This is a genomic window from uncultured Duncaniella sp. (assembly GCF_910578445.1).
Lineage (GTDB): Bacteria > Bacteroidota > Bacteroidia > Bacteroidales > Muribaculaceae > Duncaniella.
Map to the genome: position 1 here is coordinate 46522 of NZ_CAJTQC010000018.1, position 14708 is coordinate 61229.

The following is a 14708-nucleotide window of genomic DNA, read 5'->3' on the forward strand; positions in this document are numbered from 1 at the left end:
CAGATCATGAAAAAACATTTTATAAATATATTCATAATTGTCTCGGCGATTTGTGGTGGAGGATTGTCTATGTCCTCGTGTCAGGATGACCTTGATGTCACGCCTGATGGCCGTATGACACTTGATGTTGTGTTTCAGACTCCGGAAAACACCAAAGATTACTTTGCTTCGGCATGGTCACATATCCCGCAGAAGATGTTTATGTATTATTTCTTTGACAACTTCCTTATCGATATGGCCGACGAGGGATGGTCGACTGCGGAATACCAGCCATTGATTATCTCTGACCTTTATGCCGGCAACTGCAACAGCACCAAACATCGGTTCGAGTGGGATGACACCACACAAGGTAAGTGGGATGGCGGATACTGGGTACGCTATTGGGCTATGGTCCGTATCCTTAACAACTGTCTCAAGAATTTCCCTCATGCTGTGTTCGAAAGCGAAACAGAACGGGAGTTGTGCACTGCGGAAGCACGTGTGTTAAGGGCGTTCTACTACCTGCAATTAGTGAAATTCTATGGTGACCTGCCGATAGTGACAGATGTCCTCAACGTGAATTCTTCATATGCGGGCATGGAACGTAAGGCTGCATGGGAAGTGTTACAGCATATTGTCAGCGAATGTGAGGCAGCTCTTGAAAGCCCCAATCTTCCGTGGAAAATCACAGCTGTCCAGCAGAAAAACCGAATGACCAAAGGAATCGCCTGTGCAATTATCTCTCAGGCTTCGCTCTTTGCTGCGAGCCCGCTATTCTGTAAAGATCAGGATTTGTGGCAATATGCTTATGAGAAAAATAAGAAAGCGTTTGATCTTCTCATAGCCAATGGTTATGAGCTCTATACCCACCTTGTCGACAACAAGTCGTATGCGAACTGCTATCAGGAATATTTCGCATCGCGCAGTTATGCAGGCTCAAAAGCTGATGATAAGGAGACAATCTGGGGCAGTCCGCTCAATTGGGGCGTCAATCATTCCACCATCAATGGTGTGCCTATTTTTGCAGTGGAGACACATCAGGCAGGATGTATCCCTACTCAGGAGCTTGTCGATGCCTACGATATGCTTGCTACGGGTGAGCCTATCTACGATCTCGCCAATCCGTATGTCGATGAGAAGCATTCGGATATCAATATAAATTCAAAATCAGGTTATAACCCTGAAGCTCCCTATGAAGGTCGTGACCCGCGATTCTATGCGTCGGTCATATATAACGGTTCGAAACTCAACACCGGTGTGTTGAACAAAACTGTAGAGACTTGGAACAATGAGACTACATGGGATGGAAAGGAGTCCGACTTCGCATCGGGAAGCGGTAACGCGAAGATTGATATCACATCACAGCGCTACACCCGTACCGGTTATTATAACAATAAATATCATACCTATAAAGTGACTCCCGGTCAGATGAAGGATGAAGGAAACTGGAAATATTATCGTCTTGGCGAGATTTATCTGAATCTGGCAGAATGTGCGGTGGAAACCAACAAGATTCCTGAGGCCATGAATCTGGTCAATGAAATTCGTCATCGTGCAGGGTTTGCAGCTGCTGTGGACAAGGTTGCATCAGGCCAGAATGATGCGCGGCTTATCGTACGCCATGAGCGACAAGTCGAGCTTGCATTCGAGGAACACCGCTATTTCGACTGCCGTAGGTGGGGCAGGCCGGATGAGGACATAAAGGAGGAACGTTATAATACCGGAATGTGGATTCACAAAAATGGTAAAAAATATGTATATGTCCGTTTCCCTTTAGGTAAGGAGCAGGGAAAAGGTCTGAGCAAATACTGCTCTGCCGCAAAATATCGCCTCGTTCCGATTCCGCTGAAAGAAGCAAGCACGCTCGGGTCGCTCACAGGCTTTGGTGCAGACTATTGGCAAAACCCCGGTTGGGAGTAATCCACACAACAAACCTACACTATCATGATTCACAAGAAAAATATAATTCCGATATTTATGGTTTCAGCCTCGCTCACAGCGATGGCTGGCATCAAGCCCGATTCTATTCCTTACGGACAGCAGGAACTTCAGGCTGCTTTTGGTTATCAGGATACACGCGACAGCTATACGGGCGCTCAGTCGTCGGTGAAGGCTGAGGCTATTGATAAATGGAAAGGGACATCGCTTGAGAGTGCCATTCGTGGAAAACTTTCAGGCTGGTACAATGGGGTGGTCCGCGGACAGAGTTCTCCCTACGCGACTGATGCCCTTGTGGTGCTCGACGGGATTCCGATGCCGTTTATGTCGCTTGCCGATCTTGACCCTACCACCGTTGCCGAGGTTACCATACTTAAGGATGCGGCAGCTAAAGCTCTCTACGGGCCACAAGGCGCACAGGGTGTGGTTATCGTCACGACCAAACATGGTCAGAACAATTCGATGAGTGTCAATGTTTCAGCCAATTTCGGAATCGAGAAAGCCACCCGGAATCCGGATATGCTTGATTCGTATGGTCAGGCTGTGTTGCGCAACTTTGCTCTGACGAATGATGGTCTTGCTCCTAAGTTTACAAACGCTCAGCTGACGGCGTTCAGGGATGGGACGGCAACCGACAATGACTGGCGTGATATGTATATGGACGATATGTTGTTCCAGAAATATAATGTTCAGGTCGGGGCAGGTTCTGAGAAAGTCCGCTTCTATATTAATGTGGGTTTTGCACGTGAATCAGGACGTTACAACACCACATATGATGATAAGTACAATCCGTCGGACTATACCAACCGTTTTACCGTTGTTTCGAATCTTGATGTCGATATAACCCCGTGGATGCGGGCATTTGCCAATACCAATATCGGTGTGCGCCGTGTCAACGCCGCTTATCTCGGAGGAACTGAGATTTATAAATTGCTTTATACCACGCCCAACTGGGTTGAAGACGGTGTCACACCTGATGGAGGGGTGATTACAAATGAAGGTTATGCCAATCCATTGCGTGGTGCTATCAACTATGGTGGTGTCAACCAGATGACACGTACTGATCTCGCAGCTAATATCGGGTTTGACCTTAAGCTTGATTTCATCACCAGAGGACTTTCGTTTAAGGGCATTTTCGGTTATAGCTCGATTTATAATGGCATCAGAGGCGGCATCCATGACTATGGCCGTGTCGTGTATAATGAAAATACCCAATCATACGAGCCTTGGGGCAGTAACGTAGAAACACCGCTGTCATGGGCCAAAGGCACGACTACTAATTATTACATGGATATTCAGGCAATGTTAAATTATAGCCGTGTTTTTGCGGAGGATCACTCTGTGGATGCTTTAATACATTACACGTCTGAAGATTATCGCGGTGACGCTGAAAAATGGTATAATTATGCCTTCATTCTTCCGACAAATCGCATACAGCTTGCCGGAGAGGCTAAATATGGTTTCAAGAACCGCTATTTCCTTCAGTTTGATTTCAATTATGCAGGTTCTGAAATGTTGGCAGAGGGCAATCAGTTCCATTTTTCCCCGACAGTGTCTGCTTCATGGGTTCCTTCTGAAGAAAGCTGGTTCAGAAACGACATTGTCACCTACCTGAAACTCCGGGCCTCATATGGAGCTCTTTTCTATGACTCACTTCGTGATCAGGATTCCCGTTATCTGTACAATAATGTATATCGCGCCTCGGTCGGCGGTATTTCCGGCATCTATTCGGGTTACGGTGTGTTGAATATGCGTCGTGGCAATCCGGCTATCGGATGGGAGAAATCAAAACAGCAGAATTATGGTTTTGACCTTGGATTCTGCGATAAATTCCATATAAATTTCGACTACTGGCGGACAAATCAGGATGGTGTCCTTCTTCAGTCGGAACTCATACCTACACTCGGTGGTATAAAGACAGAGAATCGACCGTTTACCAATTCCGGCAAGGTGTTTAACACTGGTGTTGATCTTGGTCTGACATATAGCACTCAGCTGGCGTGTGGACTTGGCATAACCGCTTCCGGGCAGATGGGGTGGAACAAGAACCATTGGGTGACGGCGAGCGAGCTTTCATATGCGAATGCCGGCTATGCCTATCCTTACCGAAAGACAGGTTATGCTATCGGTCAGCAGTGGGGCTATCTTATAGACAGTTCGAACGGGTCGATATTTTATAACTCTCAGCAGGAAATCGACAATTCAAATCTTCGTTATACCGGCAAGCAACCCCGCCCCGGCGACCTTAAATTCAAGGATCTTAATGACGATGGAATCATCGATGAAGGGGACTACGCTCCGCTTGATGGAGTCTACGATATGCCTCGTATAGAATATGGTGCTTCTGTCCAGCTTGACTACAAAGGGTTTGACCTATATCTCGATTTTGTCGGTGAGGGAGGTCGGTCCGTGCTCCTTAACAAGAGTGTCGGGGTGGCAGAATTCGTTGACGGTGTCACCACCGAGGGAGTCTATATGCCGATTCATCAGAGCGCATGGACTGCAGAAAGATATGCCGAGGGACGTCATATCGGCTATCCCGCTCTGTCGTCATCATCTTCTTCAAGTCTTCAGCCTAATGCGTTCTATGTGTCTAAACTTGATTATCTGCGCCTCAGGAATGCCACACTTGGCTATTCTCTTCCCGATAAGATTGTCTCGCGGATAGGAATGTCAAAACTTCGCTTCTATGTTGCTGCCCAGAATCTTTTTACTTGGGACAACATGAAGTTTGAAGGACTTGACCCGGAGGTTGCCCAAGTCTACACTAAAGTTTATCGCTCGTTTAACTTTGGCCTTAACATTAACTTTTAAATCAGACCACACCGATGAAACACTATATCAGGACTATTGTGCCGATTGCCTCTCTGATTGTTGCAATGGCCTCATGTACCGAAATCAACGACTATCCAGACGGCTCGATAAAGTTTGATGAAATTTTCCAAAGCGAAATTCAGACGGCAGGATGGCTCAACAATTGCTATTTGCCGATGACGAGTGCTTCGTTTGGTTCGGCCTATGGAACAAACAAGTCTTTCCTTGATGCCGCTACAGACAACGCCCATGATGTCGACGATGTTGAAGGTGGTCCTATGGCACAGTGGAACAATGGCCTCGCTACCATTTCCAACAATCCACTTACAGCTCTCGATAAATGGGAAACATACTATGAAGGTATTGCCAACTGTAATATCCTTATCCACAATATCGATAATGCCTATATCCTTGAAGATGGCAATCGCCGGCGCTATCGTGCAGAGGCTTTCGGTCTGCGTGCCTACTATTATCTCCAGCTCGCAAAAATCTATGGGGGCGTTCCTCTGATTCTTGATCAGAAAGATGATTCCGACTACGATTACTCAAAGGTGCGTCCTGCAAGCTTTTCCGATGTAGTGCGTCAGATCATTTCCGATTGTAACGAGGTGCTTGCCTGCGACTACATCGACTGGCGTTCAGGGTCATCCGACAGCGACCTGAAGCGAATCAATAAGGCCATTGTCAGCGCTATTATGTCGGAAGCTGCGCTCTATGCCGCATCACCCCTCAATAATGACGGTTCAATCTCATGGGCGGATGCCGCTGAAATATGCAAGACAACTCTTGATGACTGCGTGAGAAACGGATATGCGCTTTTCACCACTTCGCCTTCAGCGTCTGATAACGAAAATCTTATATCGAACTGTGCCTATGACCTCCTTTTTCAGCGGAAACCTGATGTCAACGGCACAAACGACAAGGAAACCATACTTGGAATCTCGCAGTGTAACGTGTGGCAATACAACGCCGCTCCTATCCTTGCCGGACATCTCCGGGCCGGTTCGTGCCCTTCTCAGGAGCTGATTGACTCCTATGAGACCATCGACGGCAAGCTTCCCATACTCGGCTACTCTGATTCCGATCACATGCAGCCAATCATCAATCCCGAGGCCACTCTCTACGATGAGAGCGATCCCTATGCAAACCGTGACCCGCGCCTCAAGTCGACCGTCTACTACAACGGTGCTCACGTCCATCTTCTTGACAACCGTCCCCAGCCCACCATCTACACCGGTGAGGGTTCGAAATACAATGCCTCAATGACAAATATCCTCTATACCCGCACAGGATATTATCTACATAAATATTTCAACATCACGTCGTCGCGTACGGCACAGATGGACGGTTATTACCGAGTCTATCGTCTCGCAGAGCTTTATCTCAACTATGCCGAGGCGGCCAACGAGGCTTCTGTCGCTTCAACCGCACCAAATGATGCAGTCGATGCTGTCAACGCTGTCCGTACACGTGTCGGGATGCCCCGTATCCCCTATGGCATAAGCAAGGATGATTTCCGCATACGTGTCCGCAACGAGCGCCGTGTCGAATTGGCCTTTGAGGATCATCGTTTCTTTGATGTCCGTCGCTGGAGGATTCTTGAAGAGACCGGCGTCGTAACCGGTATGCAACCTGTAGGTGAAACAGTTACAAAACTCGCATTCAATTCAAACGGTGATCTCGATTTTGACCGCGATGAGAATGGCAATTTTATTCCCGATCCTGAAAACGGAATAGAATATCGTACATGTACCGGTTACCGGCGTTATGTCGTGAATCATCGCACTGCCACTACCGATAAATTTCTCCGCTGCCCCGTTCCCGGCAAGGAAGCCACTGCCCTCCAGTTGGCTACCGGCCAGAATTTCCAGAATCCGGGTTGGTGATATATACCTTCCGACTATTGAACAGTCCCTTTCCTTGATATGAATGACAACTTCCGGAGCACTGCTCCTGTGATAGTTCAATCAAAGGATAATCAAACCTCAACATCAAACTCAGTTCCAAACTACAAATCATTAACCTTAAAACAAATTATTATGAACTTAAAATCTTTACTATCGCTGGCTTGTTTAGCAGCTACACTTCAGGCATCGGCTGTCTATCCGATCTATTTCCGCGACTCCGGCAACATCGTCGATAATAAAATAGTTCCTGAAAACGGTGGTCATATGGAATATCCCATTGACGAAAACGGTAAGCCTATTTTTGACGAAGACGGCGCTATCACTGTGACGACCAATGCTTATGCCGATGGCGGTGTATGGCTTCGTACCCAGAAGCTCACATCTCCGTGCCCGATGGAATATACCATCCTCGCATTCGAATACAAGACAAACCGTCAGATTAACAACCTCGTTGTATTCCAGCACGAATATAACAACATCTATATCGATCAGGCTCATGGTCCGTTACTCCTTGTTTCTGATGAATATCAGACCGTCTACATGCCGATCGTCCGTAATAACCAGTGGGGTAGTGAGAGCGACTATGCCAAGAACTACTTCTGGATTTCTACCAACGATGCCAACAAGGCTGAAGGTTGGGCTCTTACAGTGAAGAATATCCGTCTTATGACCATTGAAGAAGCAACTGCCGAGTGCAAGAATCAGGCAACTGCCGGTGATGTTCTTGACGCATTCTCTCTTCCCAACGCCGATTTTTCAAAAGACTTCGATCCCGACATGGACGGTGGCAGTGACATCTACGTCCGTTCAGGTGGCAATCCTATCCTCCAGTCTTCAAACCTTGTAAGACCTCTTCCCGAAGGTTGCACAACATTCTGCTTTGATTATAAGCTCACAGGAGAATCCTTTGCTCCGAAAGTGTATCTCCACAAAAAGCTTGATTACACTGATATGACTGTCGTTGCTGCTACCGAAAATCTTGAAGGAACTCCTGAAGAGGAAATATATGAAGCTGATTGGAAGACCATTAAATTCGATCTTTCCAAGGAAATCAATCAGATTGGTTTTGCGTCTGTCTTCGGCAGCAACCATTTCCTTTGGGTACAGTGCACAGGTCTTCCCGAAACTTCGATGCTTTGGGTCAAGAATGTCCGCTGGATTAATGCCACCCAGTCAGGTATTGAGGATATTACAATTGCTCCCGAACGTCCTGCCGACGACCGCATCTTCAACATTATGGGTGTAGAGTGCAAAGCTCCTCTCGCCCCCGGTATCTATATCCAGAACGGCAAGAAGTTTATTGTAAAATAAGCTGAAAAGATGCCTATAGGTTTGTCCGTTCATTAACCGGCAACCCAATTTAATTCATATCGGGCGGAAGAACAATAAGAACCCCGTTTGTTTTTAGGTTCTTCTGTCCGATATATTTTTAACCCCTCTTCCTCTCAACAAACAAACCCATGAAAATCAGATTGCTTTTAATGGCTTTAGCCATTTCCTTGCCATTGATGTCCATGGCTCAGGGATATCCTATGACGATTGCCGAGATTCCGCTTACTTCAGGATTCTCGTCTGACTATGATGCCCAGACCGACACATGGACTCTGACATGTGAGAAAAATGATGGCGGTGCATACCTTCCGACTTTCCGACTCAACACCATTACAGAGGCAGTTCCTTCTCAATATACCGCTCTTTGTTTTGAATACCGTTCGACACATGACATCAGTAACATAGACATGGTGATGTATAAGGTCTTTCTTGGTTCTGCAACGCGTACGCAGACGCTTGACCGTTCGATGACAGCCTCTGATGAGTGGAAAACATATCGTGTCGACCTCACCACGCAGCGCACTGCCACCACCGTACGCTTCCTCAACAAAGCCGGACAGTATCAGGACATACGTTTCCCCGGTCTTCCTGTCGGGGGTGCGATTCAGGTGCGCAATATACGCTACGATGTAAACGAATTTCCTTTCAAGGATTTGAGTCTGAATGCTGATGCCGAAAACATAATCGAAGCTGAAGACTTTAACGGCGCGGCGGATACAAAGTCCGGACACTCTTCCCGTCAGAATCAGCTCCCCGCGCTTAATACCTTCTACCGACATCCGACAGGAAAGTATTTCCCTATCTATGCATGGGGCTCTGTTGATTTTGAGGGTGGTAAAGGTGACGAAGCACCGGCTTTTCTCCAAAAGCAATATCAGGAACTATGGGACTGTGGTTTTACCATCACTCAGGGCACAGCGTGGCCCGGTGTCGATAAGGCTTTTCTTTTTGACGGCGAGGAAGTCAACGGGGTGAAAATAAATCTCCGCGAAGGGACTGAACTCAGCATGATCTGCAAGGCCGGTCTCGGCAGTTATAGTGAAGTGCAGTCAACTGTCAATTCTGTCAAGAGTTCCGATCGTCTCGGTGGCTGGTTCATCATGGATGAGCCTCATCGCAAACATTTCCCTCAGATGACACAGAAAGTAAACTGGATACGGGAATTTGACACCGATCATATATTATATGGAAATCTCTTGAACATCAGTACTGATATGTCGGCAATCGGCTTCACCAGTTATGATGAGTATGTCCACACCTTTATGCGCGAGGTCGGAACGGGTTTCATCAGTTATGACTACTATCCGGTCCGTCAGTATGACGATACGAAAGAAATCTATATCGAACCGGATTTTTTCAATAACCTTGAAGTCGTATCGAAGCTCGCAAAATACTATCGTACTTCTTTCTGGGCTTTCGCTCATTCCGTTGCATCAAACTGTGGCAAGGCAGGAGTGTCGTACCCGACACCGGAAGAGGATCATATGCGCGTTCAGATTTTCGGTAATCTTGCCTATGGTGCTCAGGGTGTACAGTATTTCACCTACAAATGTCCCAATCCGTATGACGGTTATGTGTATTACGATGCTCCCATTGATGTCAACAATGAGAAGACTCCGGTCTGGTATATGGTTCAGAACATAAACCGCGACATCCATGCTCTGACATGGGTATTCCTTGGCGCTGAATTCCTACGAGCGGGCCATACCAATGCCGAGACTCCGATGGGCTGCACCCGTCTGACCAAAGAAATGCTTCCCGAAGGAGTTAACTCGGTGACTTCTGACGGACAGGGTGTATGCGTGTCGATGCTCAAAAACGGAACGAATCTTTTCATGATGGTGCTCAACGGCGATATCCACAACACTCAGAAAGTTACTATCGAGAAAGAAATTGCAGTTAAACGTGTCCTGATTGACGGCACTACTGAAGCCGACGCTGCCGGAACAAAGGAATATGAACTAAAGCCCGGCCGTTTCGTGCTCTATCTCGTGAGTGAGGATGAACCTGAGACAGATATTGCTGATGTCCCATTCTATGAGACATCTGAATATCGCGATGATGCTGACGATGTCTTTATCACTCATGACCAGCAGGCATCGGGAGGACACTATATCGCTGCGATGGGTGATCCGCGCTGGGACGGTTACTCTGCAATCATCCCTGCCGATGGCAACCGCACAATCTCGCGCGAGGAGGCTATCGCAAACTGGGGTTCGGTGTTTAACTACACCATTACTGTCCCGGTCGATATGGATGTTGATATTTCAGTGAAGCATGCGGTTGATTGGAGCGAATACGGACGTGTCGCCTCGACAGGTGTCGCCCCGGGCTATCAGTATGCTATCGACGGCAATCCGTCTCTTAACTGGCCTAAACAGTATGCGGCCTCGATGATTCTTGCAATTGACGGCAATGAGCTTACTCCTTTCAATCAGCCTTTGCGTCCCGCTGTTCCTGTTGTCTTTAGCGAGGATGGCGCTGAGTTCGAAGCAATTCTTGCTGACAAGGACCGTTGGATTTCTACAAAGGAAGCCGACGGTAGCACGTCGAACGTACTCTATTTCTGGCCTAAGTCCGGCAGCGATGACGGTCTGACTCCGGCCTATAACGAAACTCCTGATTATCGCGACGTGAAACTTAAGGCCGGTACATATAAGCTGACCGTCACTTCGCTCTGCTATCCTTGGAATTTCGACAACCTGCTCATCACGCCTGCAGGTGCTCAGAGCTCTATCGACATCATCGGAGAAGACGAGCGTCCTGCCGACAATCGCATCTTCAACCTTATGGGCATCGAATGCAGAGAACCGCTTGCTCCCGGTATCTATATCTGTAACGGGAAAAAATTTATCGTGAAGTAAACGATTGAAAATCTCCACTCCCCTCAGGCAAAAGGGCATAATGTGCGATTCAAAGCCTTTATGCCCTTATGCTGTCTTTTAGAAATAAAATTTGAATAATAAATTGAAGATTAACTATGAGACTTGATAAATGTCTGTTAGGCGTCATGGCCGGTTGTTTGCTTACGTTTTCTTCTTATTTAAAGGCTGAAAATGTGACCATAGACGGCAAATCATATCAGATGGACCGACTGATTGAGCGACAGATTGGACCGGGTACGACCTATCTGCGTCTGCGTTTTCCGGAGATACCTTTGAATGTCAACATGGTCATCACCGATATGACCAATGAATATGTGCGTGTCGAAAATTCCGTGGCCAATGAAAGTGCCAAGGGTACTGAGAAGATTGTCAGTGCCGCCTCGCGCCTTTCTGCACCGGGCCATAAAGCTATCGCCGGTCAGAACGCCAACTTCTGGGCCGTGAGTTCGCAAAGTCCCGATGGTAAACTGTTTTCATCGCAGACGCGTAATGTCTCCATCCGTAATGGCAAGATGGTCACCGAGTGCAACATGTCTTCCGAGATGGCTTTCGGAGGACCGCTGCAAGTGACGGGACTTATGTCCGTATCGCCCGACAAGGAGGTTTATATTGACTATTGTCTCCCTTCGGTAGTGTTGCGCATTAATAATGGTATAGCGCTCTACACCGTCAGTCAGTGTAACAAGGGAGTCCACCCGGATGAGATTGGGATATATAACAGTTTCTATGGTGCGGAGACCAAATTTCGTCCGATTTCATCAGAGCTTGATGCTTCAGGATTCTATCAGCTTGCAGACGGTGGCGATGCGACAGAAGTCATCCTTGACCTCGCCGAAGGAGAGGAGTGGATTGGTGGCCGTTTCATCAATTTTACTGTCAAGGAAATCCGTAACGATGCCGGGACAGGGACTCTCGGGACTCACGATCTCGCGATAGTTGGCCGTGGCAACGGACGCATAAAGCTTGCCAATGTCAAGGTGGGCGACACCGTTTCGCTTAAATATGCCTTTCAGTTCTCACCTTCGTCATCACCGGTCTATCCTCTCGTGGAGACAGCTATCGGCGGCAATCTGCTTATGATGCGCGACAGTGAGGTGCTTTCGCTTTGCGGAGCGTCTGACTATGACAGCATGACATATTCCCGTTCACTCTACGGCACGTCTGACGATCACAAGACACTCTACATGATGGTAATCGACAAGTCGACAGATCCGATATATGGGAAATCAGCCGGACTCAGTACCGCCAAGGCTGCGCAGATAGCACGTCATTTCGGCTGCACGAACATGATGCAGTGCGACGGCGGTGGCTCGGCTGAGCTCTATGTGACAGATGCCATAGTCAACAAGACAACTGAGTCTACGCCTCGCGCGGTTGCCAATTGTCTGATGGTATTCGATGATTCGCCTGTCGATACGGAGGTGTCGCGAGTCGAGATTGATTATCCCGGAGATGTGATATCGTTGCCTCTCGGAGCGACATTTACTCCCGAATTACTCCTCTATAACCACTACGGTTCATTGCTCGGGATTGTTTCGTCGGATTACGCACTCAAATGCTCCGATGGGGTGGGTGTAGTTGAAGGCAACACTTTGAAAGCCTCTTCTATCCCTGCATTCGGTACGCTTACGGTCACTTATGGCGACAAAAGTGTGACGCGTCAGGTTTCAGTCGGAGGTGCGCTGTCGGCAATAGGCTCTGTCACCTCTGATAGCGACGAAGGTGTATTGACGTTGATTCCTTCGGTTGTATCTTCCGGATGGCCCGTCAAGATTGAATGTCCGCTCATGTCTGAGATTGAAATCTATAGTCTGACCGGACAGCTGATATTCCGACAGTCTCTGGACGATGTTGACAGCCACATGATTAATTCCCCCTTGACTCCGGGGATGTATATTGTAACTGCTGTATCTTCTAAAGGTCGCTTCTCGACGCGTCTTTATGTCGGGTAGGGGTGACTGGGAATTCAGATGTGATTTTTAATAATATTGAGGTGTCATAATTTATGAATAGAGTTTTTATTTTTATGCTTGTTGTCTTGGCAGGCATCATGTTTTGTCATCAAGCCTCGTCGCAGACAATAGACCGTTATCAGGCCGGAAGTCAGTATTACGCTTATCCGGTGACTGATGATAATGTCCCTGCGCTTACGCCTGCCCCGGCGGGTTATGAAGCTTTTCATATGGAACACTATGGCCGTCATGGCAGCCGGTGGCTTACAGCCGATGAGCTTTATACAAAGCCGGTTGAATATCTCCGGCAGGCTTTGATGAAGGATAAACTTACAGAGAAGGGGAAATTTTTACTTCGTGAGCTTGAGAATATAAGTCAGGCTGCAAAGAACCGGGCCGGCGAACTGACTCCGCTGGGTCATCGTCAGCACCGGCAGATAGCACGGCGCATGGCTAAAAATTTTCCTGAAATATATCGCAAGGGAAGCTATGTCAATGCCAACTCAACGGTTGTCATACGTTGTATCCTTTCAATGGCTAATGAAGTTGCCGAACTGCAGACAATCGAACCGGGGCTTAAAATTAACTTTGACGCATCTATGGCGACACAGAATACATTGAACTATAATCATCTTGATTCTAATGCCCAACAGTTAATTGCCAAGGCTACCTCTGAGGTGGCCAATGAGTTTGCCGGCCGTCCGAGGGATATTTCTTCGTTTATGGGATTAGTATTCAGCGATGAGGACTGGGCAAAGGATTCGATTGATAGCCGTGGCGTATTTAAATCTGTCTTTGAAGTGGCCGTTAATTCTCAAAGCCATGATAATCTCTATGATTTGTATGACTTTTTTACACCCAAGGAGTTGTCTGATGAATGGATCGAGCGTAATGCGGAGTGGTATGTGACGGCATGCAACACACCTTTGACATCAGGGCGTGTGCCATACTCCCAACGTTACTTATTGAGAAGTATAATTGAGGGCGCGGACTCGGCTGTAGTCTCAAAGCAGGTGGGAGCTAATTTGCGTTTCGGCCATGAATCTGTATTGTTGCCTTTGATTACGCTTATGGAGATAAATAATGTTGACTACTCGACAGACAACATCGATATGTTGGCTCATAACTGGAGGAATTTTGAATTTTTCCCGATGGCTTCAAATATGCAGATTATATTTTATCGTCCTATCCGTAAGGAAATAGACCATGACGGTTCGTTGCCGGAATCTGATGGTGATGTTTTAGTCAAGATACTTTTGAATGAAAAAGAAGTGCCGTTCCCTATAAAAACATCTTCTTATCCTTACTACAGGTGGGATGATGTGCGCTCATATTATGAGAGTAAACTTAATGCGTTTGAGAAGAAGTTTATGGAATAATAACGTGATTTTGTAATGGCTCATGTAGGTTTCCATTGACGTAGACCGGTCAAAATAAAAACAGAGGCAGTGCCGTAAACCATTATTACGACACTGCTTCTGTTGATTATGAGAGATTTACATTGAAAATGATAACTTTATACTCCTCCTCGTTGAAGAATGGATTATATACCTGATATTAGCAAGTTATACGTATGTCAATCTATTGTATAGGGATTAATCCTTTTGCTGTTCTTCTACCGCCTGAATCAATCGCTTTATCTCTTCCTTGCTTTTGAAAGTGGCGGGAGCTGTGACTGGAACGTTGTATTCTTCGATAAATGCATCAAATGGAATGATTGTATCTTCGGGGTGGACCACTCTCCAGAATAGCTCTGCGCGACGCCTGATTTCCGGTTCAAATTCTTTTGAGATTATTCCCTTTATCCCTATCGCTGCCACATGATCATACAGGGGTTTGTCATAAATAACGTGAGTTCGATATAAGAAATCAGAACAACGTCAATTGATTGTCCGACACGA

At 47.0% G+C, this 14708-nt stretch carries 8 protein-coding genes; 7 read left to right on the forward strand and 1 reads right to left on the reverse strand.

From position 1 onward, the window contains the following. Positions 1–6: 6 nt before the first annotated feature. From QZ311_RS08395 to QZ311_RS08425, 7 genes are all read left to right on the forward strand, one after another. Positions 7–1899, forward strand: a complete 1893-nt coding sequence (locus QZ311_RS08395) for a RagB/SusD family nutrient uptake outer membrane protein (protein WP_297066660.1) — start codon at positions 7–9, stop codon at positions 1897–1899. A gap of 24 nt (positions 1900–1923) precedes the next feature. Next, positions 1924–4731 (forward strand): SusC/RagA family TonB-linked outer membrane protein, encoded by a 2808-nt coding sequence (locus QZ311_RS08400; RefSeq protein WP_297066662.1) that lies wholly within the window; start codon positions 1924–1926, stop codon positions 4729–4731. 14 nt (positions 4732–4745) lie between these two features. After that, entirely contained in the window at positions 4746–6617 is a 1872-nt protein-coding gene (locus QZ311_RS08405) for a RagB/SusD family nutrient uptake outer membrane protein (RefSeq protein ID WP_297066663.1), read from the forward strand. 153 nt (positions 6618–6770) lie between these two features. Further along, positions 6771–7949, forward strand: a complete 1179-nt coding sequence (locus tag QZ311_RS08410) for a hypothetical protein (protein ID WP_297066664.1) — start codon at positions 6771–6773, stop codon at positions 7947–7949. 149 nt (positions 7950–8098) lie between these two features. Next, positions 8099–10834 (forward strand): hypothetical protein, encoded by a 2736-nt coding sequence (locus tag QZ311_RS08415; protein WP_297066667.1) that lies wholly within the window; start codon positions 8099–8101, stop codon positions 10832–10834. A gap of 116 nt (positions 10835–10950) precedes the next feature. Next, positions 10951–12807, forward strand: a complete 1857-nt coding sequence (locus QZ311_RS08420; protein WP_297066669.1) for a phosphodiester glycosidase family protein — start codon at positions 10951–10953, stop codon at positions 12805–12807. 98 nt (positions 12808–12905) lie between these two features. Continuing rightward, the gene (locus tag QZ311_RS08425) at positions 12906–14186 is read left to right on the forward strand and encodes a histidine acid phosphatase (protein WP_297066671.1); all 1281 of its coding nucleotides are present in this window, start codon (positions 12906–12908) and stop codon (positions 14184–14186) included. Between the two features lie 216 nt (positions 14187–14402). Here QZ311_RS08425 and QZ311_RS08430 read toward each other — a convergent pair whose 3' ends face one another. Continuing rightward, positions 14403–14627: a hypothetical protein gene (locus QZ311_RS08430; RefSeq protein ID WP_297066673.1), complete on the reverse strand. Its 225-nt coding sequence runs from the start codon at positions 14625–14627 to the stop codon at positions 14403–14405. Positions 14628–14708 lie beyond the last annotated feature (81 nt).

Excerpts from the sequence above, each read along its gene's own strand:
- QZ311_RS08405 (WP_297066663.1), top strand. The coding sequence starts at position 4,746 with ATGAAACACTATATCAGGACTATTGTGCCGATTGCCTCTCTGATTGTT.
- QZ311_RS08425 (WP_297066671.1), top strand. The coding sequence starts at position 12,906 with ATGTTTTGTCATCAAGCCTCGTCGCAGACAATAGACCGTTATCAGGCC.
- QZ311_RS08410 (WP_297066664.1), top strand. The coding sequence starts at position 6,771 with ATGAACTTAAAATCTTTACTATCGCTGGCTTGTTTAGCAGCTACACTT.
- QZ311_RS08420 (WP_297066669.1), top strand. The coding sequence starts at position 10,951 with ATGAGACTTGATAAATGTCTGTTAGGCGTCATGGCCGGTTGTTTGCTT.
- QZ311_RS08395 (WP_297066660.1), top strand. The coding sequence starts at position 7 with ATGAAAAAACATTTTATAAATATATTCATAATTGTCTCGGCGATTTGT.
- QZ311_RS08400 (WP_297066662.1), top strand. The coding sequence starts at position 1,924 with ATGATTCACAAGAAAAATATAATTCCGATATTTATGGTTTCAGCCTCG.
- QZ311_RS08415 (WP_297066667.1), top strand. The coding sequence starts at position 8,099 with ATGAAAATCAGATTGCTTTTAATGGCTTTAGCCATTTCCTTGCCATTG.